At 64.7% G+C, this 25,322-nt stretch carries 19 protein-coding genes; 14 read left to right on the top strand and 5 right to left on the bottom strand.

Annotated features, from left to right (window positions below; all coding sequences use genetic code 11):
* The first annotated feature begins 110 nt into the window (after nt 1-110).
* Nucleotides 111-1,565 carry an MATE family efflux transporter gene (locus ACQY4Y_RS23985; RefSeq protein WP_428493086.1) on the top strand — a complete coding sequence of 485 codons (1,455 nt, stop codon included), beginning with the start codon at nt 111-113 and terminating at the stop codon, nt 1,563-1,565.
* A gap of 81 nt (nt 1,566-1,646) precedes the next feature.
* Nucleotides 1,647-1,856 carry a hypothetical protein gene (locus ACQY4Y_RS23980; RefSeq protein WP_428493085.1) on the top strand — a complete coding sequence of 70 codons (210 nt, stop codon included), beginning with the start codon at nt 1,647-1,649 and terminating at the stop codon, nt 1,854-1,856.
* Nucleotides 1,857-1,900: 44 nt separating this feature from the next.
* On the opposite strand, the gene ACQY4Y_RS23975 is transcribed toward ACQY4Y_RS23980, so the two are convergent.
* From ACQY4Y_RS23975 to ACQY4Y_RS23965, 3 genes are all read right to left on the bottom strand, one after another.
* A complete protein-coding gene (locus tag ACQY4Y_RS23975) occupies nt 1,901-2,206 on the bottom strand; it encodes a DUF1330 domain-containing protein (protein ID WP_428493084.1) in 306 nt (101 codons plus the stop codon).
* A 66-nt stretch (nt 2,207-2,272) separates the two neighbouring features.
* Entirely contained in the window at nt 2,273-3,016 is a 744-nt protein-coding gene (locus ACQY4Y_RS23970; RefSeq protein WP_428493083.1) for a GDSL-type esterase/lipase family protein, read from the bottom strand.
* Between the two features lie 318 nt (nt 3,017-3,334).
* Nucleotides 3,335-3,811, bottom strand: a complete 477-nt coding sequence (locus ACQY4Y_RS23965; RefSeq protein ID WP_428493082.1) for a hypothetical protein — start codon at nt 3,809-3,811, stop codon at nt 3,335-3,337.
* Between the two features lie 271 nt (nt 3,812-4,082).
* Between ACQY4Y_RS23965 and rplK the strand changes: the two genes are divergently transcribed.
* The 6 genes from rplK (at nt 4,083) to rpoC (ending at nt 15,365) form a co-directional block, all read left to right on the top strand.
* Nucleotides 4,083-4,517, top strand: coding sequence for a 50S ribosomal protein L11 (rplK, locus tag ACQY4Y_RS23960; protein WP_428493081.1), 435 nt, complete (start codon nt 4,083-4,085; stop codon nt 4,515-4,517).
* Nucleotides 4,518-4,520: 3 nt separating this feature from the next.
* A complete protein-coding gene (gene rplA, locus ACQY4Y_RS23955; RefSeq protein WP_428493080.1) occupies nt 4,521-5,213 on the top strand; it encodes a 50S ribosomal protein L1 in 693 nt (230 codons plus the stop codon).
* A 314-nt stretch (nt 5,214-5,527) separates the two neighbouring features.
* Nucleotides 5,528-6,070: a 50S ribosomal protein L10 gene (rplJ, locus tag ACQY4Y_RS23950; RefSeq protein WP_428493706.1), complete on the top strand. Its 543-nt coding sequence runs from the start codon at nt 5,528-5,530 to the stop codon at nt 6,068-6,070.
* A 109-nt stretch (nt 6,071-6,179) separates the two neighbouring features.
* Nucleotides 6,180-6,554, top strand: a complete 375-nt coding sequence (gene rplL, locus ACQY4Y_RS23945) for a 50S ribosomal protein L7/L12 (protein WP_428493079.1) — start codon at nt 6,180-6,182, stop codon at nt 6,552-6,554.
* Nucleotides 6,555-6,757: 203 nt separating this feature from the next.
* A complete protein-coding gene (gene rpoB, locus ACQY4Y_RS23940) occupies nt 6,758-10,933 on the top strand; it encodes a DNA-directed RNA polymerase subunit beta (RefSeq protein WP_428493078.1) in 4,176 nt (1,391 codons plus the stop codon).
* Between the two features lie 274 nt (nt 10,934-11,207).
* Nucleotides 11,208-15,365: a DNA-directed RNA polymerase subunit beta' gene (gene rpoC, locus ACQY4Y_RS23935; protein WP_428493077.1), complete on the top strand. Its 4,158-nt coding sequence runs from the start codon at nt 11,208-11,210 to the stop codon at nt 15,363-15,365.
* Between the two features lie 270 nt (nt 15,366-15,635).
* Here rpoC and ACQY4Y_RS23930 read toward each other — a convergent pair whose 3' ends face one another.
* Nucleotides 15,636-15,815 carry a hypothetical protein gene (locus ACQY4Y_RS23930; protein ID WP_428493076.1) on the bottom strand — a complete coding sequence of 60 codons (180 nt, stop codon included), beginning with the start codon at nt 15,813-15,815 and terminating at the stop codon, nt 15,636-15,638.
* 437 nt (nt 15,816-16,252) lie between these two features.
* Here ACQY4Y_RS23930 and lysA point away from each other — a divergent pair, with 437 nt between their 5' ends.
* The 3 genes from lysA to ACQY4Y_RS23915 are packed head-to-tail and all read left to right on the top strand — an operon-like array spanning nt 16,253 to nt 21,746.
* The gene (lysA, locus tag ACQY4Y_RS23925; protein ID WP_428493075.1) at nt 16,253-17,581 is read left to right on the top strand and encodes a diaminopimelate decarboxylase; all 1,329 of its coding nucleotides are present in this window, start codon (nt 16,253-16,255) and stop codon (nt 17,579-17,581) included.
* Complete coding sequence (locus tag ACQY4Y_RS23920) at nt 17,578-20,097, top strand: DUF4175 domain-containing protein (protein ID WP_428493074.1); 2,520 nt, start codon at nt 17,578-17,580, stop codon at nt 20,095-20,097. Before lysA ends, ACQY4Y_RS23920 begins: the two co-directional genes overlap by 4 nt.
* Nucleotides 20,098-20,138: 41 nt before the next feature.
* Entirely contained in the window at nt 20,139-21,746 is a 1,608-nt protein-coding gene (locus ACQY4Y_RS23915) for a sulfatase-like hydrolase/transferase (RefSeq protein WP_428493073.1), read from the top strand.
* Between the two features lie 6 nt (nt 21,747-21,752).
* On the opposite strand, the gene ACQY4Y_RS23910 is transcribed toward ACQY4Y_RS23915, so the two are convergent.
* Nucleotides 21,753-22,622 (bottom strand): diacylglycerol/lipid kinase family protein, encoded by an 870-nt coding sequence (locus ACQY4Y_RS23910; protein WP_428493072.1) that lies wholly within the window; start codon nt 22,620-22,622, stop codon nt 21,753-21,755.
* A gap of 276 nt (nt 22,623-22,898) precedes the next feature.
* Here ACQY4Y_RS23910 and ACQY4Y_RS23905 point away from each other — a divergent pair, with 276 nt between their 5' ends.
* From ACQY4Y_RS23905 to ACQY4Y_RS23895, 3 genes are all read left to right on the top strand, one after another.
* Nucleotides 22,899-23,711 carry a UDP-2,3-diacylglucosamine diphosphatase gene (locus ACQY4Y_RS23905; RefSeq protein WP_428493071.1) on the top strand — a complete coding sequence of 271 codons (813 nt, stop codon included), beginning with the start codon at nt 22,899-22,901 and terminating at the stop codon, nt 23,709-23,711.
* Between the two features lie 37 nt (nt 23,712-23,748).
* A complete protein-coding gene (locus ACQY4Y_RS23900; protein WP_428493070.1) occupies nt 23,749-24,840 on the top strand; it encodes a glycosyltransferase family 4 protein in 1,092 nt (363 codons plus the stop codon).
* Between the two features lie 152 nt (nt 24,841-24,992).
* A complete protein-coding gene (locus ACQY4Y_RS23895) occupies nt 24,993-25,310 on the top strand; it encodes a hypothetical protein (RefSeq protein ID WP_428493069.1) in 318 nt (105 codons plus the stop codon).
* Nucleotides 25,311-25,322: the final 12 nt, after the last annotated feature.

Here is a 25,322-nt window from a genome sequence, read left to right as displayed (position 1 = left end):
ATAGATCCGGCCACCGACCTAGGCCTCGATCCTTCACCGCAAGACCCGTTGACAGGCTCGTCCCTCGGCCTAACTTGCATCATGCAACTAAGTAGGCCGGCAACTATCCGATGACCAGAATCGCCTCCGCCCCGCAACCGCCGCCGCTCAGTCCTCGCACCCGCAAGCTACTGCACGGCGCCATCGTGCCGACCCTGCTCGGCATGGCCTGGCCCAATATCCTGGTCATGTCGGCACAGGCCTCGACCGGGCTGATCGAGACCTGGTGGCTCTCCCATCTCGGCGCCGACGCGCTGACCGGGATGGCCCTGGTGTTCCCCGGCTTCATGATGATGCAGATGATATCCGGCGGCGCCATGGGTGGCGGGATCTCCTCGGCCATCGCCCGCGCACTCGGCGGCGGCCGGCGTCAGGATGCCGATGCATTGGTGTGGCACGCCATCCTGATCAACGGCGCGCTGGGGGTGTTCTTCTCGGTTCTGGTGCTGACCTTCGGACGCCCGCTCTACGCCGCCATGGGCGGCCAAGCCGGGTCCTTGCAGGCGGCCATGCTGTATTCCAACGTGGTATTCGGCGGCAACGTGCTGGTCTGGCTGATGAATGCCTTGGCCAGCGTGATCCGCGGCACCGGCAACATGTTCGTGCCGGCGATGGCGGTCTGCCTCGGCGTCGTTCTGCTGGTGCCGCTTTCCCCGGCATTGATCTTCGGCTTCGGCCCGATCCCGCCGATGGGCATCCAGGGCGGCGCTACCGCTGTACTACTGACCAACGCCATGGCCGCGATGATCCTGGGCTGGTACATCCTCGCCGGACGCAGCGTCGTGCGGCCACGCTGGTCCGGCCTGCAGCGTCGCATGCTGGCCGACATCCTGCGGGTCGGAGCCGTCGGGTCGATCAGCACCCTGCAGACCAGCCTGACAATCCTGCTGACCACCGCCCTGGTCGGCGCCGCGGCAGGACCCGACGGCGTGGCCGGCTACGGCACCGGCGGCCGATTGGAGTATCTGCTGATCCCTGTTGTATTCGGCTTCGGCGGCCCGTTGGTGGCTCTGGTCGGGACCAATATCGGCGCCGGCCAGCCCGACCGTGCACTGCGCATCGCCTTGACCGGAGGCGTGTTGGCGTTCCTGCTCACCGAGGCCATCGGCATCGCCGCCTCGATCTGGCCGTACGCCTGGCTTGGCCTGTTCGGTGCCGATCCCAAGATGATGCGGATCGGCGCCGATTACCTGCGCACGGTCGGCCCGGCTTACGGCTTCTTCGGCCTCGGCCTGTCGCTGTATTTTGCTTCGCAAGGCGCCGGCCGCTTACTCTGGCCGCTGCTCGCCGGACTCTGCCGGATGTTGGTCGCGGTTGGTGGCGGCGCGCTGGCGCTGCACTTTACCGGCTCACTGCAATGGCTGTTCGGCTGCCTGGCGCTGGCGCTCGTGCTCTATGGTGTGATCCTCGCCGCCGCGGTGCATTCCGGCGTCTGGTTCCGCGCCACCCGACAACAGCCCGAGCCCCAGCAAGCCGAACGCCCGACGGCCGCGGCGCCGTGCCTGACCGCCGTTGTCCCCACCTGACCGCAAAACACCCGCGCTGGGATCACCTTAACGTCGTCCAACCCCGCCGCCATGTCCTGCTGCCAGCCCGAGGAGCATGCCATGGCCAAGCCGACGCACGAAACCACCGCCGAATTCCAACGCGGCTGGGACGCCGCGCTGTTGGCGGTCCGCGATTGGCACGTGGCGAAAGCCAAGCAGGCACTGGTGCAGTCCAGGCGAACCCGCTTTCCGAAAACCTTGGAACGCGAGTCCGAGGTTCACAAGCTTTCCGCCGAACTGATCATGACGCTCAGCCCAACCGACGTCTGACCGCCAGGCCCCAACTGACCGCCGGCCGCGACGTCGTTCCTCTGCTATCCAGGCTGCGGCCCGTCATACCCCTCGATGATCAGCACGTCCGCTTCCGACCGCCCGTCCCGCAACGCCTTGGCCGCCACGTATTCGGCCGAGTGATAGCACGCCACCGCGGTCTCATAATCCTTGAATTCCAGCACCACGTTGCGCGACCGAGCCGTCCCCTCCGGCGCCTCGAACCGCCCGCCACGCACCAGGAAACGCGCGCCATGGCGTCGGAACGCCGCCGCGTTCGCCGTAACGTATTCCTGATAACCGGCCGGATCACTCACATCGACCCGCGCCACCCAGTATCCCTTGGCCATGCCCGCCTCCTGCAAAACCACGACCCCGCCGAACCTCCCGGCACGCGAATCGTGTCCCAAGCCAAACTACGAACGCGGCTGATCCCCCAGCATCTTGGCCAGCACCGGTTCCATCGCCTTCGCCATCAGCACCTGACCCTCGGCGGTCGGATGCAGCGGCGGGTCGGGCGGCTTCAGCCGCGGATCGAGAAAAAGATCACGGTTCAGCACACCGTTACGCATAAACAATGCCGTCAGATCGAGATACGAAACCGATGGGTCGTCCCCATACCTGGCCGCCAACATCCGGTTGATCCGCGCCGTCGTCTCGCTGATCCACGCCGACCGCTCGGACGGCAGCACGCCCAGCAACAGGATCTTGGTTCGCGGCAGGCGCTTATGTAACTGATCCAGAATCGCGCCGATGCCCGCGACCGTGTCCGCGGCCGACCAATGCACCCGGCCCAGGTTGTTCGCCCCGATCAGCACGACCGCAGCTTTGGGGGCAATGCCGGCAACCTCTCCATTTTCAATGCGCCAAAGCAGGCTCGCGGTCGTGTCACCCTTGAAGCCAAGGTTGATGGCGTGCCGGTCCCCGTAGAACCGACGCCATTGCGGGGCAAAATCCCGCCACGCCGGAGGACCCGACAACTCCCAGTCTTGGGTGATCGAATCACCCAGGAAAATCAGCTCGGGTTTATCCCGTGCCACCTCGCGCAGCTTCGCCTCATGGCGGTGCCGCCACCAAGCTAGATCGGTCCGGCCGATCGGGGTAGCCGCCAGCACCGTGCGTTCGCGAGCGAAAGACGGACACGCCACGACAATCGCCAAGCCGAACAAGATCCAGCGCCACAACGCCAGACCCGGCAATCTCCCGATTAGGCCCCGAGGATGCATCGACGCAACCGGATCCGCCCTTCAGCCTTCAGGTCGCCCAACCGGCAAGTCGCCCAACCGGCAAGTCGCCCAACCGGCAAGTCGCCCAACCGTCAAGTCGCCCAACCGTCAAGTCGCCCAACCGTCAAGTCGCCCAACCGTCAAGTCGCCCAACCGTCAAGTCGCCCAACCGTCAAGTCGCCCAACCGTCAAGTCGCCCAACCGTCAAGTCGCCCAACCGTCAAGTCGCCCAACCGTCAAGTCGCCCAACCGTCAAGTCGCAAGGTGGCGGCGATTCCAGGCATGCCGCCGAAGCCGCCAGCCGCGCAACTGGCGCGGACGCAGCAGCGGCAGTATCAGCGTGACGCCGACACCCCACATGAAACAGGCGGTAGCCGACCGAAGCATCGCCGCCGACTGCCAGCCGAACGCCGCCGGATGCCCCGCCAGCGGACGCACCACGAACCAGCCCATCACCCCCGCGAATATCCCCGCAAGCAACGCCTTGGCAGCCGTCGGCCATGGCAGCCGAGGCGCCAGCAAAGCGAACAGCCCGCCATAAACCGCGCCCCAGAACGTGATGCTGACCACCATTGGTGCGTTGAACGGCGGCACGACGGCAAACCGAAACGCCGCCTGCGGCGCCAGACCGGCCCAGAAAAATAGCTGCAAGGTCGTCTGGTGAAAAACCAGCACGGCAACCGCGCCGGCGATGCAGCCTAGAAAAATCCGCATCGGCAAATGCGTCATCGTTAGCCACTCCACAACGAGTGTTCTCAGATCTAGCAACATGTTCCCCCCGGCGGCGATCCGTCAATCCTGCGATGCAGCAAGTGCATAGGTGATTGAATACTCGGCTCAGCCCGGATCTGCTCAGGGCACCGCCCCCGCAAGTTTCCCTGGACAGCCGGATAACCGGCGCCTATACGCGCTCCTCTTTTGGAACGCGGGAGACTGCTGGGCGCCGCTTGTGCCCTTGGTCGCTGGCACCGCGGTCCCTCGGATAAGGACCAGGGATTCCATGGCGAAAAAAATCGTTGGCTACATCAAATTGCAGATTCCGGCCGGCAAGGCCAATCCGTCTCCGCCGGTGGGACCGGCGCTCGGCCAACGCGGTCTGAACATCATGGCCTTCGTGAAGGAGTTCAACGCCTTTACCCAGCAGATGGAGCCCGGGATGCCGATTCCCGTGGTCATCACCGCCTACGCCGACCGCAGCTTCACCTTCATCACCAAGACCCCGCCCAACACCTACTTCCTGAAGAAGGCCGCCGGCATCACCAAGGGCAGCCCGACCGTGGGCAAAGGCGTCTCCGCCGGCCGGGTGACCACCACCCAACTGCGCGAGATCGCCGCCACCAAGATGAAGGACATGAACGCCAACGATATCGATGGCGCGGTTCGCATGCTGACCGGCTCAGCCCGCTCGATGGGCCTGACCGTGGTGGAGGGTTGACCGATGGCCAAGAATAAACGCCTAGCCGCCGCCACCAAGGCCGTGGACAGCAGCAAAGCCTATCCGCTGGCCGATGCGATCGCCTTGGTGAAGTCGATTTCCAAGGCCAAGTTCGACGAAACGGTGGAAATGTCGATGAACCTCGGCATCGACCCCCGCCACGCCGACCAAATGGTCCGCGGCCTGACCAACCTGCCCAACGGCACTGGCAAGACCGTGCGCGTCGGCGTCTTCGCTCGCGGCCCCAAGGCCGAGGAAGCACTCGCCGCCGGGGCCGACGTGGTCGGCGCCGATGATCTGATGGAGAAGGTGCAGGCCGGCGAAATCAACTTCGACCGCTGCATCGCCACACCCGACATGATGGGCATCGTCGGCCGCCTGGGCAAAATCCTCGGCCCTCGCGGACTGATGCCGAACCCGCGTCTCGGCACCGTCACCATGGACGTCAAGGGCGCGGTCACCGCGGCAAAAGGCGGCCAGGTCGAGTTCCGCGCCGAAAAGGCCGGCATCATTCACGCCGGCATCGGCAAGGTGTCGTTCGACGCCGACAAACTGCTGGAGAACGCCAAGGCGCTGGCCGACGCCATCGTCAAGGCCAAGCCGACCGGCGCCAAGGGCACCTATCTGCAGAAAGTATCGGTCAGCTCGACCATGGGACCCGGCGTGCGGGTCGATTTGGCCTCGCTGACCGTTTGAATACGTCCGGCTTTCCGGGGACATCTTGGAAGACCGGGCGGGCAGGGGGGGCGTCCTCGGTTCAATCCGAGGATCCACCTTCCCGATCCTGTCCAAGACCGCACGTCTCGTAGTCCCGGTTCGCCGGGCCAGATTTAATGGACCCTCGGGTCCGCGCGCGGGAGATGGGGATGCCAGGGTTCGCGGGAGATCCCCGTGGTCTTTGGTGGTTCCAGGACAGGCGAACCAGGGCGTTCGACACTGTCGGACGCCCTTTGGGCAACCTGATCCGCTGTCCGCCACCCGCGGAACAGCAGGTCGAACGGAGACGAAACGTGGACCGTACGGAGAAGCGCGAATTCGTCACTGGGCTCAATCAGGCACTGGTCGCCACTTCGATGATCGTCGTCACCCGCAACGCGGGTCTCACGGTCGCCGAAGTGACCGATCTCAGGCGCAAGATGGGGGCCGCGGGGGCAACTTATAAAGTCGCGAAGAACCGGCTCACCACACGCGCTCTGGATGGGACCCCGTTCGACGGTATCAGAGCCATGCTGAAGGGACCGATCGCGCTCGCGTGGGCGACCGACCCGGTGGCAGTGGCAAAGACCGCCGTCGAGTTCGCCAAGACCAACGAGAAGTTCGTGCTCGTCGGCGGCGCGCTAGGATCGCAGATGCTGAACGCAGATGCGATCAAGGCGCTCGCCGAACTGCCAAGCCTGGATGAACTGCGAGCGAGGCTGGTCGGCATGATCGCCACCCCGGCCACCCGCATCGCCGCCATCCTGCAGGCTCCGGCCGGACAGCTCGCCAGGGTCTTCGGGGCCTTCGCCCAGAGCGCTGAGGTGACCGGTGAGGTCAAGGCGGAGGCTGCCTGACGCCCCAATTCAATCCGGGCGGGGCAGCCCAGGACGCATACCTGACCGCCGGAAGAATCATCCGGCTTGCATGGAACCAACCGAAGTCTAGATAATAGGAACATAAATTATGGCTGATCTGAAAAACCTGGTTGAAGAACTGTCCAAACTGACGGTTCTTGAAGCCGCCGAACTGTCCAAACTTCTTGAAGAGAAGTGGGGCGTCTCCGCGGCTGCCCCGGTCGCCGTTGCCGCCGCGCCGGCCGCCGCCGCCGCCGCCCCGGCCGAGGAACAGACCGAATTTACCGTTATCCTGGCCAAGGCCGGAGACAAGAAGATCAATGTCATCAAGGAAGTCCGCACCATAACCGGCCTGGGATTGAAGGAAGCCAAGGATCTGGTGGAGGCTGCGCCGAAGCCGGTCAAGGAGTCCGTCGGCAAGGATGAGGTGGCGAAGATCAAGAAAATGTTGGAAGATGCCGGTGCGAGCGTGGAGGTGAAATAACGCCTCGTAACGCGATACTGGCCTCGGCCTGGCGTCTCCGCCGAGACGTCCGGGCCTTCGAACCAAAGGCGGGTGGAGATCAGCCGATTTCCGCCCGCATTCCTGTTGCGGCGTGGGATACTTCCCATGCCCCAGGTCCGAAGACCGGCGGGCAGGAAGCTCAGGCTAAAAAAGATCGGACTAAACGGTAAGGTGGGTCATCGATGAACGCGATCACACGGTCCTTCACTGGACGTAAGCGCATCCGCAAGAGCTTCGGTCGGATCCCCGAGGTGGCTCCGATGCCGAACCTGATAGATGTGCAGCGCGCCAGCTACGAGGCGTTCCTGCAGATGAACGTCCGCCCGGACAGCCGTACACAATCCGGGCTGCAAGAGGTCTTCAAATCTGTGTTCCCGATCGACGACTTCGCCGGCCGCGGCCGGCTCGAATTCGTCTATTACGAGCTCGAGGAGCCAAAATACGACGTCGAGGAGTGCATTCAGCGCGGCATGACCTTCGCCGCCCCGTTAAAAGTGATCCTGCGCCTCATCGTCTGGGACGTCGATGAGGACACCGGCGCCCGCTCGATCCGCGATATCAAGGAACAGCCCGTCTATATGGGCGACATGCCGCTGATGACCGACAACGGCACCTTCATCATCAATGGCACCGAACGGGTCATCGTCTCCCAGATGCACCGCTCGCCCGGCGTGTTCTTCGACCACGACAAGGGCAAGACCCACTCGTCCGGCAAATACCTGTTCGCCGCCCGCGTCATCCCCTACCGCGGCTCCTGGCTCGATTTCGAATTCGACAGCAAGGACCTGGTCTACGTCCGCATCGACCGCAAGCGGAAGCTTCCGGTCACGACGCTGCTATACGCGCTGGAGTCCGCCGCGACCGAACAGTTGCGCGCCGCGCGGGACGCCAAGGCCGAGCCGCTGGATCCGACCGAGATCCGCGGCATGGACCAGGAGGAAATCCTCTCCCAGTTCTACGGCAAGGTGGTGTTCGACCACACGCCGAAAGGCTGGGCCCGCCCGTTCGACCCCGACGCTTTCCGCGGCCTCAAGCTGCTGGAACCGCTGGTCGATGCTGCCACCGGTGAGGTCGTCGCCGAAGCCGACGCCAAGCTGACCGCCCGCCAGGCCCGCCGCATCGCCGAAAAGACCAAGGAAGTGCTGGTCGGGCGCGCCGATCTGCTCGGCCGCTACATGGCGGAAGACCTGGTCAACCAGGAAACCGGCGAGATTTTCGCCGAGGCCGGCGAGGAACTCGCCGAAGCCCGCCTCGCCGCGCTGGAGGAAGCGGGAATCACCTCGCTGCCGACCCTCGCGGTCGATCAGTCCAACGGCCCGTGGATCCGCAACACTCTGGCTGTCGACAAGAACACCAACCGGGACGACGCGCTGATCGACATCTACCGCGTCATGCGCCCTGGCGAGCCGCCCACGCCGGAAACCGCCGAAGGGCTGTTCCGCGGCCTGTTCTTCGACGGCGACCGCTACGACCTGTCCGCCGTCGGCCGGGTCAAGATGAACATGCGCCTGTCCATCGAGGACGCCCCCGACACCCAGCGCGTGCTGCGCAAGGACGATCTGCTCAAGACCGTCAAGACGCTGTGCGACCTGAAGGACGGCCGCGGCCAGATCGACGACATCGACAACCTCGGCAACCGCCGCGTCCGCTCAGTTGGTGAGCTGATGGAGAACCAGTACCGCATCGGCCTGCTGCGCATGGAGCGCGCGATCCGCGAGCGCATGGGTTCGGTCGATATCGACACCGTCATGCCGCACGATCTGATCAACGCCAAGCCGGCCGCGGCCGCGGTGCGGGAATTCTTCGGCTCCTCCCAGCTCAGCCAGTTCATGGACCAGACCAACCCGCTGTCCGAGGTGACCCACAAGCGCCGCCTCTCCGCGCTCGGCCCGGGCGGTCTGACCCGCGAGCGCGCCGGTTTCGAGGTGCGCGACGTACACCCCACCCATTACGGCCGCATCTGCCCGATCGAGACCCCGGAAGGCCCCAATATCGGTCTGATCAACTCACTGGCGACCTACGCCAAGGTCAACAAGTACGGCTTCATCGAGACGCCGTACATGCTGGTCAAGGACGGCACCGTGCAGCCCGGTCCACGCTACCTGTCGGCGATGGAGGAAGAACGCCTCGTCGTCGCCCAGGCCGACGCACCGATGGATACCGGGGGCAAGTTCACCCAGGACCTGGTGTCGGTGCGCAAGCAAGGCGATTTCCGCCTGGTGAAGCCCGAAGACGTCACCGCGATCGACGTCTCGCCGAAGCAGTTGGTCTCCGTCGCCGCGGCGCTGATCCCGTTCCTTGAGAACGACGACGCCAACCGTGCGCTGATGGGCTCCAACATGCAGCGCCAGGCGGTGCCGTTGATCCGCGCCGACGCGCCGCTGGTCGGCACCGGCATGGAAGCCGCCGTCGCCCGCGACTCGGGTGCCACCATCGTCGCCCGCCGGCCCGGCATCGTCGATCAGATCGACGGCGCGCGCATCGTGGTGCGCGCCACCAACGAGGATGCGACGACGAAGGGCGTCGACATCTACCGCCTGCGCAAGTTCATGCGCTCCAACCAGTCCACCTGCATCAACCAGCGCCCGTTGGTGAAGGTCGGCGATCGCGTCTACGAAGGCGACATCATCGCCGACGGCCCCTCCACCGAGCTCGGTGAACTGGCGCTGGGCCGCAACGTGCTGGTCGCCTTCATGCCGTGGAACGGCTACAACTTCGAAGACAGTATCCTGATCAGCGAACGCATCGCCCGCGACGACGTGTTCACCTCGATCCACATCGAGGAATTCGAGGTGATGGCGCGCGACACCAAGCTGGGCCAGGAGGAAATCACTCGCGACATCCCGAACGTTGGCGAAGAAGCGCTGAAGAACCTCGACGAAGCCGGCATCGTCTACATCGGCGCCGAGGTCAACCCCGGCGACATCCTGGTCGGCAAGGTCACGCCGAAGGGCGAAAGCCCGATGACGCCGGAGGAAAAGCTGCTCCGCGCCATCTTCGGCGAAAAAGCCTCCGACGTGCGCGACACCTCCTTGAAGCTGCCGCCCGGCGTCACAGGCACGATCGTCGATGTCCGCGTTTTCAGCCGCCGCGGCGTCGACAAGGACGAACGCGCGATGGCGATCGAACGCGCCGAAATCGAGCGCCTGGCCAAGGACCGTGACGACGAAAAGGCGATCCAGGAACGCTCCTTCCTGAATCGGCTGCGTGAGAAACTGCTCGGCCGCAAGGCCTCCGGCGGCTTCAAGGGCATCAAGTCCGGCACCGAGATCGACGAGGCCGTGCTGGCGGAACACCCGCGCGGCGCCTGGCGCCATATCGGCGTGCAGGACGATGCGGTGATGGCCGACATCGAAACCCTGAAGCGCGAATACGATGCCGCCGTCGGCCGACTTCAGGCACGCTTCGACAGCAAGGTGGAAAAGCTCCAGCGCGGCGACGAATTGCCGCCCGGCGTGATGAAGATGGTGAAAGTCTTCATCGCGGTGAAGCGCAAGCTGCAGCCCGGCGACAAGATGGCGGGCCGGCACGGCAACAAGGGCGTCGTCTCACGCGTCGTCCCGGTCGAGGACATGCCGTTCCTGGAAGACGGAACCTCGGTCGATCTGGTGCTCAACCCGCTCGGCGTGCCGTCGCGCATGAATGTCGGCCAGATCCTGGAGACCCATCTGGGCTGGGCCTGCGCCAACCTCGGCAAGCAAATCGGCGACCTGGTCGAGGAATACCGCCGCACCGGCGCCCAACGCGACGCCCTGCTGGAAATGCTGAAGGAAATCTATGGCGACGCGGTCTACGGCCAGCAGATCGCCACCCTGGACACCGCTCAGCTGATCGAGATGTGCGAAAACCTGAAGAAAGGCATTCCGATCGCCACCCCGGTATTCGACGGCGCTCGGATGGGCGATATCGAGGGCATGTTGACCCGCGCCGGTCTGCAAACCTCGGGTCAGGTGCTGCTGACCGACGGCCGCACCGGCGAAAACTTCGAACGTAAGGTAACGGTGGGATTCATCTACATGCTGAAGCTGCACCACCTGGTCGACGACAAGATCCATGCCCGCTCGATCGGACCCTACTCGCTGGTGACCCAGCAACCGCTGGGCGGCAAGGCGCAGTTCGGCGGCCAGCGCTTCGGCGAAATGGAGGTCTGGGCGCTGGAAGCCTACGGTGCCGCCTACACATTGCAGGAGATGCTGACGGTGAAGTCGGACGACGTGTCTGGACGGACAAAAGTCTACGAGGCCATCGTCCGCGAACAGGACAATTTCGAGGCCGGCATCCCCGAAAGCTTCAACGTTCTGGTGAAGGAACTGAAGTCTCTCGGCCTGAACGTCGATCTGGATAACCGCGCCGCTTGATGACCTCCCGGCAGACACCCAAGCGGTTGATCCGTCAGGGATTTACCACGGAGAACGCAATTTACCACGCAGAACGCAAAGGCCACGGAGATGCACGGAGACGAAAACGGCAAACTCGTCTCCGTGACCTCCGTGGTTGTCCAAAACCTCCGTGTTGCATCTCTTCCTTCGGACCGCACCACCGCTCGATAAGACGTATTCGCGCCTGGATCCTAATTTTGAGACCCGTACGACCGCAAGACAAGACGCACTCGCACTTTGAGGTATCAGTCGCATGAATGAGCTGATGAAAATCCTCGGCCAGACCGGCCAGGCTATGACCTTCGACCAGATCAAGATCCAGATCGCCAGCCCCGAACAGATCCGTTCCTGGTCGTACGGCGAAATCAAGAAGCCGGAAACCATCAACTACCGCACCTTCAAGCCGGAGCGCGATGGCCTGTTCTGCGCCCGTATCTTTGGTCCGATCAAGGACTACGAGTGCCTCTGCGGCAAGTACAAGCGGATGAAGTTCCGCGGCATCATCTGCGAAAAGTGCGGCGTCGAGGTCACCCTGGCGAAAGTGCGCCGCGAGCGCATGGGCCACATCGAACTGGCTTCCCCGGTCGCCCACATCTGGTTCCTGAAGTCGCTGCCCAGCCGGATCGGCTTGATGGTCGATCTGACCCTCAAAGAGCTGGAAAAGATCCTCTACTTCGAAAGCTACGTCGTGCTGGAACCCGGCACCACCGATCTGAAGATGCTGCAACTGCTGACCGAAGATCAGTTGCTCTCCAAACAGGACGAATTCGGCGACGACCAGTTCGAGGTCGGCATCGGCGCCGAAGCCATCAAGAAGGTGCTAAACCGCATCGACACCGATGCCGAGAAGGTCAAGCTGCGCGCCGATCTGAAGGAAACCTCGTCGGAGGCCAAGCGCAAGAAGCTGGTCAAGCGCCTCAAGCTGATCGAGGCGTTCGGGGAATCCGGATGCCGCCCCGATTGGATGATTCTCGACGTCGTCCCGGTCATCCCGCCCGAACTGCGCCCGTTGGTGCCGCTCGACGGCGGCCGGTTCGCAACATCGGACCTGAACGACCTGTATCGCCGCGTGATCAACCGCAACAACCGCCTGAAGCGGCTGATCGAGCTCCGCGCCCCCGACATCATCGTGCGCAACGAAAAGCGCATGCTGCAGGAATCCGTCGATGCGCTGTTCGACAACGGCCGTCGTGGCCGCGCCATCACCGGTGCCAACAAGCGCCCGTTGAAGTCGCTGTCCGACATGCTGAAAGGCAAGCAGGGCCGCTTCCGCCAGAACCTGCTGGGCAAGCGGGTCGACTACTCCGGCCGTTCGGTGATCGTCGTCGGCCCCGAACTCAAGCTGCACCAGTGCGGCCTGCCGAAGAAGATGGCGCTCGAGCTGTTCAAGCCGTTCATCTACTCCAAGCTGGAAAAATACGGCCACGCCACCACCATCAAGGCCGCCAAGCGCATGGTGGAAAAGGAACGCCCCGAAGTCTGGGACATCCTGGAAGAGGTGATTCGCGAACATCCGGTGATGCTGAACCGCGCGCCGACCCTGCACCGCCTCGGCATCCAGGCCTTCGAGCCGGTGCTGATTGAAGGAAAAGCGATCCAGCTCCACCCGCTGGTCTGCACTGCCTTCAACGCCGACTTCGACGGCGACCAGATGGCGGTGCACGTGCCGCTGTCGCTGGAAGCGCAGCTCGAAGGCCGCGTGCTGATGATGTCCACCAACAACATCCTCAGCCCCGCCAACGGCAAGCCGATCATCGTGCCCAGCCAGGACATCGTGCTGGGCATCTACTACCTGTCGCTGGAAACTCAGCTGTTCAAGGAAACCAAGGACAACGACGCGCCGGCGTTCGGCAAGATCGGCGAGATCGAGCACGCCCTGTTCGCCAAGCGGGTCACGCTGCACGACAAGATCCGCGCCCGCTTCGAAACCGTCGATGCCGGCGGCAACCCGATCCGTCCGGTGGTCGTCACCACGCCCGGCCGCATGATGATCGCACAGATCCTGCCCAAGCATCCCGACGTGCCGTTCGACCTGATCAACCGCCAGTTGACCAAGAAGACCGTCTCCGACGTGATCGACATGGTCTATCGCCATTGCGGTCAGAAGGAATGCGTGATTTTCGCCGACCGTCTGATGGGTCTCGGCTTCGCCCAGGCGGCGAAGGCCGGCATCTCGTTCGGCAAGGACGACCTGATCATCCCCGCAACCAAGGGCGCGCTGATCACCACCACCCAGGCGGAAGTGAAGGAGTTCGAGCAACAATACCAGGACGGCCTGATCACCGCCGGCGAGCGCTACAACAAGGTGGTCGATGCCTGGTCGCGTTGCACCGACGAAGTCGCCACCGCGATGATGAAGGAGATCAGCAAGCAGGAGAAAGGCGTTCCCACCAATTCGGTGTGGATGATGTCGCACTCCGGCGCGCGTGGGTCGCCGGCGCAGATGCGCCAGTTGGCCGGCATGCGTGGGCTGATGGCCAAGCCGTCGGGTGAGATCATCGAGCAGCCGATCATCGCCAACTTCAAGGAAGGCCTCTCGGTTCTCGAATACTTCAACTCCACCCACGGCGCTCGCAAGGGTCTCGCCGACACCGCGCTGAAGACGGCGAACTCCGGCTACCTGACCCGCCGCCTGGTCGACGTGGCGCAGGACTGCATCATCGTCGAGGAGGACTGCGGCACCGAACGCGGCCTCACCGTCCGCGCGGTGATGGATGGCGGCGAGGTGGTGTCGTCGCTGTCGGAACGAACCCTCGGCCGCACCACCGCCGAGGACGTGCTCGACCCGATCTCGGGCAAGATCCTGCTGCCCAACAATACCCTGATCGAGGAACCCGAAGCCGAAATGATCGAAACGGCCGGCGTCGAGGCGGTGAAGATCCGCTCCGTGCTGACCTGCGAGTCCCATATCGGCGTCTGCGGTCACTGCTATGGCCGCGACCTGGCACGCGGCACGCCGGTCAACATCGGTGAGGCGGTCGGCGTCATCGCGGCTCAATCGATCGGCGAACCCGGCACCCAGCTCACCATGCGCACCTTCCACATCGGCGGTGCCGCCCAGCGCGGGGCGGAAACCTCCAGTGTCGAGGCCAGTCACGAGGGCAGCGTCACCGTGCGCAACCGCAACGTCATCCCCAACAGCACCGGCGCCATGGTGGTGATGTCGCGCAACTGCGAGATCGTCCTCGTCGACGACAAGCAGCGCGAGCGTGCCCGCTTCCGCGTACCCTACGGCGCCCGCCTGCTGGCCGAGGAAAACCAGCCGGTGATCCGCGGCCAGAAGCTCGCCGAATGGGACCCGTTCACCCTGCCGATCATCACCGAACGCGCCGGCAAGGTCGAATACATCGACCTGATCGACAGCATCACATTGGTGGAGCGGATGGATGAGGTCACCGGCCTCACCTCCAGGGTCGTCGTCGACTACAAGCAGGGCTCCAAGAGCATCGATCTGCGCCCCCGCCTGCAGTTGAAGGACGACAAGGGCGAGGTCATCCGACTGGAAAACGGCACCGACGCGCGTTACTTCCTGGCCCCTGACTCGATCCTCTCGGTCGACAACGGTGCCGTCGTGCAGGCCGGCGACGTGATCGCCCGTATCCCGCGCGAGGGCAGCAAGACGCGCGACATCACCGGCGGTCTGCCGCGCGTGGCCGAACTGTTCGAGGCCCGGCGTCCGAAGGACCACGCGGTCATCGCCGAGTGCGACGGAAGGGTGGAATTCGGCAAGGACTACAAGGCCAAGCGCCGCGTCATCGTTAAAAACGACGAAACCGGCGAGGAGACCGAATACCTGATCCAGAAGGGCAAGCACGTGTCGGTCCAAGAGGGCGACTTCGTCCGCCGCGGCGACCCGCTGGTCGATGGTCCGCGCGTGCCGCACGACATCCTGAAAGTGATGGGGGTCGAGGCGCTATCGGACTACCTGGTGAACGAGATCCAGGACGTTTACCGGCTGCAAGGCGTGAAGATCAACGACAAGCATATCGAAGTGATCGTCCGCCAAATGCTGCAGAAGGTGGAAATCCTCGACCCGGGCGATACCACTTTCCTGACCGGCGAACAGGTCGATCGCAGTGAGTTCGACGCGATCAACAACAAGCTGATGAAGGACGAGAGTCCGGCCCACGCCATGCCGGTGCTGCAGGGCATCACCAAGGCCTCGCTGCAGACCAACAGCTTCATCAGCGCCGCCTCGTTCCAGGAGACCACCCGGGTGCTCACCGAGGCTGCCACCGCCGGCAAGACCGACAGCCTGATGGGGCTGAAGGAGAACGTCATCGTCGGCCGCCTGATCCCGGCCGGCACCGGCGCGGTGATGAACCGCCTCCGCTCGGTCGCCGCCGGCCGCGATCAGCGGACGCTGGTCAACGAGAACGCCCGTCTGACCGAAGACACCGCGGCGGAGTAGCTATCCCGTCAGGATCTCAAGACTGGGCCAGCGGTGCGATCGCGCCGCTGGCCTTTGTTTATCCCGTAACTGGCCCCTGTTTATCCCGTAGATCGCAGCGGAGCGGGGGCGCCACCACTTCTACACCGTCGCCAGCGCGCGGCGCAGCCCTTCCGGATCCGCCTTGATCGCCCGAAGCAGCGTCCGAGCTGGGCCACTTGGCCGTTTCGAACCTCGCTCCCACTCCTGCACAGTCCGCACGCTGAATTCATACGCAGCAGCAAATTGCGCCTACGTCATTCCCGCTGCTCGGCGAATGGCGGCGACGTCGATTTCCGGCGCCATATCCGGCGCTGCGTCAGGGTTTGATGCAACCTGTCGAGCAATCGCTTCGTCCGTCATCAAGTCCAGCTTGGTCCAGTCTGTCGCCGCCAGCGCGTCGCGCGCGGCCTTACTTATGGTCTTGGACATAACACCCGCCGCACCGTCTGCCGATCCACCTATACGCACACAAAAATCCGACCACTGATCTGACCGATCGCGATCCGCCACACCTCCCCGTAATCGAAGCGATCATCGGTTGTCGCCACATACGGTTCGGCAAAAGGAATTTCGGCCAGCGCTAGGGATACGCCATGTTTCGACCGATTGATCGCATCCTTCGTCGTATGAAACACATACTTCACTGATGAGACTAATACGCCTCTGGCGTAGTTATTTCAAGATTAGGAGCCAGCCAGCGTCGCTGAACCCGGTCCAGGTTCCCATCCTTTCGGGTGCCTGCTCACCCGCAATCCGCGACAGTTCCAGCCCCTCGGCGTCCCGGTCCCCACCTCCAAGGGCTGCCCTCATAAATGCAGACCCAAACCGCCATTCCCATCCTCCACCCCAACCGGTAGTCTGACCGAATGGCCGCAGCGTCCTACCGCAACGACCCCGCTACCGACCCGCCGATCCGCGACCTGATCGCCGCGCGCCCATGGCTGCGTTACCACGCCATGGACGGACTGCTGCTCGACGGCGTCCCCCTTGCCGCCATCGCCGATGAAGTCGCCACACCCACCTGGGTCTATTCCGCCGCTACGATCCGCGCCCGCTGTCGCGCCCTGACCGTGGCGATGACCGAGAACGGTCTCGACATCCACACCCACTACGCCGTCAAGGCCAACGACAGCCTGGCGGTCCTGGCGCTGTTCGCCGCCGAGGCCGTGGGCGCCGACGTCGTCAGCGGCGGTGAACTGCTGAAAGCCCGCCAAGCCGGCATCCCCCCCGGCCGCATCGTCTACTCCGGCATCGGCAAGTCGGCCGCCGAACTGCGCCTCGCGCTGGCCCACGACGTCGGTCAGATCAACGTCGAAAGCGCCGAGGAACTGGCCACGCTGTCCGCCCTCGCCGCCGCCGAGGGCGTCACTGCGCGCGTCGCTTTGCGCGTCAACCCCGACGTCGGCGCCGCCACCCACGACAAGATCGCCACCGGCCGCGCCGCCGACAAGTTCGGCATCGCCCACCACGAAGCCGCCGCGCTCTACGCCCATGCAGCCAGCCTCCCCGGTATCCGGCCCATCGGCCTGGCCACCCATATCGGCAGCCAGATCCTCGACCTCGCACCATACCGCGACGCCTTCGCCCGCATCGCCGGCCTGGTGCAGACCCTGCGCCGCAACGGCCTCGCGGTCGAGACCGTCGACTGCGGCGGCGGCCTCGGCATCGCCTATCGCAACGAGCCCGCCCCGTCGCCGGCCGCCCTCGCTTCGGCGATGAAAGCCGCGTTCCACAATCTGGACCTCCGTTTGGCGATCGAGCCCGGTCGCTGGCTGGTCGGTCCGGCCGGCGTGCTGCTGGCCTCGGTCGTGCTGGTCAAGCGCACCGCGCAGCAGCCCTTCGTCGTGCTCGACGCCGCGATGAACGATCTGGTCCGCCCGGCGATGTATGATGCCTGGCACGGCATCGTCCCGCTGTCGGCCAGTGACGCCCTGGCCCCGACCAGCCAGGTCACCGTCGTTGGCCCGGTCTGCGAAAGCGGCGACACGTTCGCTCGAAGCCGCGCCCTGCCACCGCTGGCCAGCAACGCGCGTGTGGCGATCCTCGACGCCGGGGCCTATGGTGCGGTCATGAGTTCGACCTACAACGCGCGCCCGCTGGCCGCCGAGGCATGGGTTGACGCCGAACGGTGGTCGGTGATCCGCGACCGCCAGCCGATCGAAGCGCTTTGGCAGCGCGATCGCCTGCCGCCATGACCGACCCGGCGCCCCCCAAGCTTCCAGGCCGGCTGTCGGGCCGCCGTTTGCTCGCCCGCGGCGTCATTCTTTTCGAGGCTGTATGGCCCGCCCTCTGGCCGCCGCTCGCGATCATCGGCCTCTTCCTCTGCGCCGCCCTGCTGAACCTGCCGGCGCTGTTGCCGGCCTCGACGCAGGTGGCGCTGCTCGCCCTGGTCGGGCTGGCGGTGGTCGGTTCGCTGTTGTGGGGCCTTCGATCGATCCGGCTACCCGACGATCGCGCCGCCGACCGGCGATTGGAGACCAACTCCGGTCTGATCCATCGCCCGTTGGCTGTGCTCTCCGACAAACCGGCCAACGCCGACCCGGTCGGACTGGCGCTGTGGAAGGCACACGAAGCGCGCGCGATCAGCCAGATCAGCCGTCTTCAAGTCGGCCTCCCGCGTCCGGGATTGGCTCGCCGCGATCCCCGCGCGCTGCGCCATGGGCTGCTGTTGGCTGTGCTCGCCTGCCTGGGCATCGCCAACACCGACGCCCCCAGCCGGCTGTATGCCGCGGTGACGCCAGCCCTGCCAGCCGAACCGGGAGCACCGGCAACCGAACTCCAGGCCTGGATCACCCCACCCGCATATACCCGCATCGCACCGATCTTCCTGAAGGCGGACACTGCCAGCGTCTCGGTGCCGGCCGGTTCGCACCTGGTGGTCAACGTTTCCGGCGGCAGCACCCCGCCGACCCTGGTATTGAACGATCGCACCGGCCCGTTCACCGAGCTCGATCACAACAGCTTCCAGGCCGAGTGGGACCTGACACGCGGCGGACTGCTGACCGTAAAGCGCGATGGCAGCAGCCTCGCATCCTGGAAGTTGACCGTGGTGGTCGACCAGCCACCCACCGTTGCCTGGGGCGACAAACCGGGCCGCCCGCCATCCGGCCAGCAGACCCGGCTGCCCTGGCAGGTCGCCGACGACTACGGCGTGACCGCGCTGCAGGCCGAGCTCCACCTCAAGGACCGTCCGGAAGCACCGCCCCTGATCGTGCCGATCCCGCTACCGGGCGGCTCGCCAAGGTCGGCGCACGGGGTCAATCTGGCTGACCTGACCGCCAACCCCTGGGCCGGATTGCCGGTCGTCGGCCGACTGCTGGCCCATGACGCGACCGGACAGACCGGAACCAGTGCCGAGGCCAGTTTCGACCTCGCCGAACGCCCGTTCCACAATCCCATCGCCCAGGCGCTGATCGCCGCGCGCAAGAGCCTTAGCGTGCAGCCCGACGACCGCGGTGACGCGCTCGAAACACTCGACGGGCTGATGCAGCGACCGGAAATGTTCGCCGGCGATATCGGCGCGTTCCTCAACCTCTCCAGCATCTACTATGACCTGGTTCGCAACCGCGCCGACAGCGCGGTCCCCGAGTCGCAGGACGCGATGTGGCAACTCGCGGTGCACATGGAAGACGGCCAGACCGAACAGAGCGCCCGCGCCCTGGAACAAGCCCGCCAGGCCGCTCGCGACGCCATGGACAAGGCGCAACAGCAGCCGGATGAAAAAACCAGGCAGGAGCTTGCGAAAAAACTCGAGGAACTGCGCCAGGCGATCGATCGCCACATCCGCGCGCTGATGGACCAGGCGCGGCGCGACAACAGCATCATGCCGTTCGACCCCAAGGCGATGCAGTTGTCCGACCGCGACATGCAGCGGATGGCCCAACAGGCGGAGCAGGCGGCGAAGCAAGGCCGCATGGCCGACGCCCAACAGCGGATGGCGCAACTCGAAAAGATGCTCGACCAGTTGCGCAACGCCCGCGCCCAGGGCAACGACAGCAAGCAGGCCAACAGCAAGCGCCAGCGCGGCAAGACCCAGCAGAGCGTCGTGCAGGACCTGATCGAACGCCAGGGCGGCCTGCTGGATCATGCCCAACGACGCGCCGATTCCGGACCGTCAACGACCGATCCGAACGCCGATCGCGCCGCCGACAGCCGCGTCCAGCAGGCACTGCGCCGCGCCCTGGGCGAGTTGATGCAGCAGTTCACCGACCTCAGCGGCGAAGCTTCCCCAGGGCTCGGCCAGGCCGATCAGGCGATGCGCGACTCCGCCACCCAGTTGAACCAGGGACAGGACCAACAGGCCAGGGAGTCCCAGCAGCAAGCCATCGCCGCGCTGCAGAAAGGCAACCGCGAGATGGGCCAGGCGATGGCGAAAATGGGCCAGCAACCGGGTCAAGGCGACGAAGGCCAGGACGGACAGGACGGCTCCGAGGGCATGATGGGCATGATGATGCCCGATGGTCAGCGTGGCGGCGGTCGCGGCAACGGGCCGCTGCCGGGCTCGCCGGACCAGACCGATCCGAACGGCCGCGACCCGCTGGGCCGCTACAACCAGGGCAACTCCACCGACAACGCCGACGTGGCGGTACCGGAACAGCGTGAGCGTCAGCGCACCCAGGCGATCCAGGAAGAATTGCGCCGCCGCGGTGCCGATCAGGAACGCCCACAGCAGGAACTTGACTACATCAATCGGCTCCTGAAGCAGTTCTGATCCCGGCCACCGTGCCGATCTTGGCACGAAACGGAATTCTTATGAAACAACGCAACGTTTTCTGGATCATGTGCGACCAACTGCGGTTCGATTACCTCAGTTCCTACGGCCATCCGCACCTGCACACACCCAACATCGACGCCCTGGCCGCACGCGGCGTTCGTTTCACCCGAACCTATGTTCAGTCACCGGTCTGCGGGCCGTCGCGCATGAGCTTCTACACTGGTCGCTACATGCGTAGCCACGGTTCGAACTGGAACGGTTTCCCGCTTCGGGTCGGCGAACCAACGCTGGGCGACCATCTCGCCGACCTCGGCGTGCGCAACGTGCTGGTCGGCAAGACCCACATGCAGGCCGATCTCGAAGGCATGCGCCGGCTTGGGATCGAACCGGCATCCAGCCTCGGTGTGTCGGTCGCGGAGTGTGGTTTCGAACCATTCGAACGTGACGATGGCCTCAACCCCGACCAAAGACCGCGCGTGCCATATGACGACTATCTGCGTGCCCAAGGCTTCGCTGCGACCAATCCGTGGCAGCAATGGGCGAACTCGGCCCAGGCAGCCGATGGCACGCTACTAAGCGGCTGGCTGCTGCAACACGCCGACAAGCCCGCTCGAATCCCCGAGGAACACTCCGAAACCCCCTACATGACACGGCGTGCGATGCGCTTCATCGACCAGGCCGCTGTCGATGGGCGCCCCTGGTGTCTGCATCTTTCCTATATCAAGCCGCACTGGCCGTATATCGTCCCGGCTCCGTATCATGCGATGTTCAGGCAGGCGGATATCGTCGCCCCGGTCCGGTCGGAGCATGAGCGGCATGATCCCCATCCGGTGTACGGCGCATTCATGGCCGCGCGCGTATCACGGGCCTTCTCCCGCGACGATGTCCGCAACCGGGTGATACCGGCCTATATGGGACTGATCAAACAGATCGACGACCAGATCGGCGTACTGATGCGCTTCCTGGCCGAACGGGGTTTGCTCGACGCCACAATGATCGCCTTCACCTCCGATCACGGCGACTACCTCGGCGATCATTGGCTCGGAGAAAAGGACCTGTTTCACGACTGCTCCGCCAAGGTGCCCCTGATCGTGGTCGACCCATCTCCCGAGGCCGACGCGACCCGTGGCACCACAAGCGACATGTTGGTGGAGGCGATCGACCTGGCACCTAGTTTCATCAGATACTTTGGCGGCGAACCAAAATCGCACGTCTTGGAAGGCCGACCCTTGCAGCCTCTGCTGCACGCGGTACCGGTGCCTGATTGGCGGCGCTACGTATTCTCGGAGTACGACTACGGCACCATGCCGGCCAGATGGACGCTGGGCACGCCGGTCGATGCGTCCCGGCTGTTCATGGTGTTCGACGGGCGCTGGAAATACATCCATGCGGTCGGCTACCGCCCGATGCTCTACGACCTGCGCAGCGACCCAAACGAACTGCACGACCTCGGCACCGACCCCTCCTGTGCGGCCGAATCCCCCCGGCTGAAGGACGCGCTGCTGGCGTGGTCGCTGCGTGATCACACTCGGATCACCACGCCGAACACCAGGATCGCCGCATACTCCGAGGCATCCCAACTGAAGTCCGGCGTCGTGATTGGGTTCTGGGACCAGGCGGAACTGGACGCGGCAACGCGGCCATAGGTCACGCTATCCCATCACCACCTGGATCGGCCCCGGCGCATCGCCGACCCACAGCGGCGCCCATCCGGCGCGATCTCCGTCGGTCTGCGCCGGCACCACCGTGTTCTGCAGGAAGTCGATCCGCCGCGCACGGACGTGGCGCACCCCGGGGGCACGGCCCAACAGGTTCAGCGGCAGCGCCGCTCCATACATCATCGCCGCCATCGCCCCGGTGCGGTCGAACAGCACCACGGAAAAACCCGGATCACTCGGCACCGCGTCCGCCGCCAACCGGAAGCGGCCGCCATAAAGCCGTCCCTTGCTGATGATCACGCTGGCCGCCTCGGTCTCGGCGTCATCGATCCGCAGCCGGATCGAGGGAAATTTGTAGCGCATCAACTCCCGCATCGATTGCATGACGTAGGCGCCCTTGCCGAATATCCTCTTCAGCGGAAACGGCAGGTTGTGCACGACGTGCGCGTCGAACCCGACACCCAACATTTGCACGAACAGCCGCGCACCGTCCGGACCGTTTGCCTGCCCAGGCCACAGCGTGCGGGTGCGGCCGAACGCCAGCGCAGCGGCGACTGATTTGGGGGCGAACGGCAAACCAAGCTCGTGCGCTAGCACGTTGGCGGTGCCCAGCGGGATCACCCCAAGCCGGGCCGGCGTGCCCATCAGGCCGTTGGCCACTTCGGCGATGGTGCCGTCGCCGCCGGCGGCGACCACCATCTGCGCGCCGCGCCGCGCCGCCTCGCGCGCCAACGCCTCGGCATGCCCGGCGCGGTGAGTCTCCGCAAGGTCAAGCCTGATGCCGTTGGCAACCAGTACATCGAGCACCCGCCATAGCAGGTGCGCGTGCCGGCGTCCGGCAACAGGATTGAACACGATGATCATGGGCGAATCGCGTAACGCTCTCGAGCAAAACACCTGCCTGCCACCGTCCGATGTCATTCCTATGACAGTTCAATGACCTTATGAATATCTTCAATACTGACGGCGGAATTCACTTACGTCATCGAATCTTAACTTCCCGGCCGCGGCAAGCACAGTATCTGCTGACTGCGAAACAGAAGCCTGGATCAACCTTCCGATGACCAGCAATGAACGCCCCGAAATGAACGCCCCACGATGAACGCCCAAAGATGAACGCCCCAAGATGAACGCCCCAAGATGAACGCAATGTCCCCGCTCGGCGTGCCGCCGACCTACCGCACCATCTTCATTTCGGATACCCACCTAGGCACCCGTGGTTGCCGCAGCGACTACCTGGCGGATTTTCTGAACAAGTCAAGTTGTCATCAGCTTTTTCTGGTCGGCGACATCATCGACGGCTGGCGTCTTCGGAAATCCTGGTACTGGGATGCCAACCACGACGACGTACTGAGGCAGATCGTCCGCCATGCCCGCGCCGGAACCGAGGTCACCTACATCCCCGGCAACCACGACGAGATGTTCCGCAACTGGCTGCCGATCGGGCTGGAGATCTGTGGCATCAAGATGCGCCGCGAATCCGAACACACCACCGCCGACGGCAAGCGATTGCTGGTGATGCACGGCGATGAGTTCGACAGTGTGGTGCGCTATGCCAAGTTCCTCGCCCTGCTGGGCGACTGGGCCTACACCGCGGCATTGGTGATCAACCGCTGGTTCAACGCGATCCGCCGCCGGCTGGGCTACCCATACTGGTCGCTGTCGGCCTGGCTGAAGCGACAGGTGAAAGAGGCGGTCAAGGCGATCGACCGGTTCGAATCAGCACTCGCCGCGGAAGCCCGCAGGCGGGGCTTCGACGGCGTCGTCTGCGGCCACATCCATCACGCCGAGATGCGCGAGGTGCAAGGCATCCTCTACCTCAACGACGGCGATTGGGTGGAAAGCTGCACCGCCTTGGTGGAACATCACGACGGCCGCCTGGAACTGATCGATTGGGCGGCGCTGAACCGGTTGCCGATGTTGCCGCCGCAACCGGCACACGCAACTGCCTGATCTGATCCCCCGCGCGGACACGGGCGGCCTCGCGACCATGCTCTCGCCAGCACCGAACCATCGTATTCTGATAGTAACGGATGCCTGGCAGCCGCAGGTCAACGGGGTGGTCCGCACCTTGACGACCGTCATGCTCGAACTGCGAGCCATGGGCCATGTGGTGGAGGTGATCGGCCCCGACCGGTTCCGCACCGTCCCCTGTCCAACCTATCCCGATATCGCACTGTCGCTGCTGCCCAGACGGCGGTTGATCCGCATGATCCGGGCGTTCGGACCCGATGCTCTGCACATCGCCACCGAAGGACCCTTGGGCCTGGCGGCGCGAAGCTGGGCGAGACGCAACGGATGGGCCTTCACCACCGCCTTCCATACCCGGTTCGCCGAATACGTGAAGGCGCGGACCGGCCTTCCGGTAGGCCCGATCTACGCCTGGATGCGGCGCTTCCATGGCGCCGGCCAGGGCACCATGGTCGCCACCCAGTCACTGCGCGACGAACTCGCGGCCCGCGGCTTCGCCAACATCAGGTCGTGGTCGCGCGGGGTCGATCTGGATCTGTTCAAACCCTATCCGCGCGACGAATTCGCCTACCTGCCGGGCCCGATCTTCATCTATGTCGGGCGCGTCGCGGTCGAGAAGAACATCGGCGATTTCCTCAATCTGCAACTGCCCGGATCGAAAGTGGTGGTTGGCGGCGGCCCGCAACTGGCCGCGCTGCGCCGCGACTATCCCGCCGTCACCTTCACCGGTCCACGCCATGGCGAGGCCCTGGCGCGCGCCTACAGCGGCGCGGATGTGTTCGTGTTCCCCAGCCGGACCGATACCTTCGGGCTGGTGATCCTCGAGGCGCTGGCCTGCGGCACCCCAGTCGCGGCGTTCCCGGTCACCGGACCGAAAGACGTGCTAACCGATGCCGAGGGCAAGATCGGATCGGTCAACCCGGACCTGCGGGTCGCGGCATGCGACGCGCTCAGCGCCGACCGCTCCGCCTGCCGCGGGCACGCCGAGCGGTTCTCCTGGCGAACCTGCGCCGAGATTTTCCTGTCGCACCTGGTGCCGCTCAACGGCCGCTCCGCCGCTCGTCCCGGATCGAATGGGCACGCGCACCGACCGCAGACCCGCGTCCACTAACTCGCTTAAAGTTGATCCATCATCAGCGGGTTCAGGACTCCGCTTTTTGTGCCAGGCAGACCAAATCGACGGTGAGCAAACGAAGTCGGCCCTGCATGTCCCGCCTGCTTCACGGGACATGTCCTCGCTCCGACAGACTATCGGGTGAAGTCATGGGAACCGCGTTGAAGTATCAAGGGACGCTTCGTGCCACACTTTGTGAGATCGAGCGTGGCGTGTTCTATGCCAGCTACCCCGATTGCCGATCCGCCTCCGTCACCGACGAATTGACAAATTATCAAACCGGCCCAGCGGCCGAGGCGGTTAAACGCCGGATCGAACAACTCGCGCTCGCGCTTGGTTACGACTCCGTGGTGTGGAGCGAAACCATCATCGCACCGCTTTTTGCCAACGTCCTCCGCACCGCCCGCCACGACCCAGCGCCGGCTCCGATCGCCCGCTTCGGCAACTTGAACATGGCAGGATGGTGAACCCGCCGGGCT

The sequence above is a fragment of the Rhodopila sp. genome, assembly GCF_965277165.1.
Classification (GTDB): Bacteria; Pseudomonadota; Alphaproteobacteria; order Acetobacterales; family Acetobacteraceae; genus Rhodopila.
The sequence above is the reverse complement of the archived record's forward strand: the minus strand, read 5'-3'. Positions and strand labels throughout refer to the sequence as shown.

Coding starts and splice junctions, on each gene's coding strand:
- ACQY4Y_RS23985 (WP_428493086.1), top strand. CDS start 111: ATGACCAGAATCGCCTCCGCCCCGCAACCGCCGCCGCTCAGTCCTCGC.
- ACQY4Y_RS23980 (WP_428493085.1), top strand. CDS start 1,647: ATGGCCAAGCCGACGCACGAAACCACCGCCGAATTCCAACGCGGCTGG.
- ACQY4Y_RS23975 (WP_428493084.1), bottom strand. CDS start 2,206: ATGGCCAAGGGATACTGGGTGGCGCGGGTCGATGTGAGTGATCCGGCC.
- ACQY4Y_RS23965 (WP_428493082.1), bottom strand. CDS start 3,811: ATGACGCATTTGCCGATGCGGATTTTTCTAGGCTGCATCGCCGGCGCG.
- rplK (WP_428493081.1), top strand. CDS start 4,083: ATGGCGAAAAAAATCGTTGGCTACATCAAATTGCAGATTCCGGCCGGC.
- rplA (WP_428493080.1), top strand. CDS start 4,521: ATGGCCAAGAATAAACGCCTAGCCGCCGCCACCAAGGCCGTGGACAGC.
- rplL (WP_428493079.1), top strand. CDS start 6,180: ATGGCTGATCTGAAAAACCTGGTTGAAGAACTGTCCAAACTGACGGTT.
- rpoB (WP_428493078.1), top strand. CDS start 6,758: ATGAACGCGATCACACGGTCCTTCACTGGACGTAAGCGCATCCGCAAG.
- rpoC (WP_428493077.1), top strand. CDS start 11,208: ATGAATGAGCTGATGAAAATCCTCGGCCAGACCGGCCAGGCTATGACC.
- ACQY4Y_RS23930 (WP_428493076.1), bottom strand. CDS start 15,815: ATGTCCAAGACCATAAGTAAGGCCGCGCGCGACGCGCTGGCGGCGACA.
- lysA (WP_428493075.1), top strand. CDS start 16,253: ATGGCCGCAGCGTCCTACCGCAACGACCCCGCTACCGACCCGCCGATC.
- ACQY4Y_RS23920 (WP_428493074.1), top strand. CDS start 17,578: ATGACCGACCCGGCGCCCCCCAAGCTTCCAGGCCGGCTGTCGGGCCGC.
- ACQY4Y_RS23915 (WP_428493073.1), top strand. CDS start 20,139: ATGAAACAACGCAACGTTTTCTGGATCATGTGCGACCAACTGCGGTTC.
- ACQY4Y_RS23910 (WP_428493072.1), bottom strand. CDS start 22,622: ATGATCATCGTGTTCAATCCTGTTGCCGGACGCCGGCACGCGCACCTG.
- ACQY4Y_RS23905 (WP_428493071.1), top strand. CDS start 22,899: ATGAACGCAATGTCCCCGCTCGGCGTGCCGCCGACCTACCGCACCATC.
- ACQY4Y_RS23900 (WP_428493070.1), top strand. CDS start 23,749: ATGCTCTCGCCAGCACCGAACCATCGTATTCTGATAGTAACGGATGCC.
- ACQY4Y_RS23895 (WP_428493069.1), top strand. CDS start 24,993: ATGGGAACCGCGTTGAAGTATCAAGGGACGCTTCGTGCCACACTTTGT.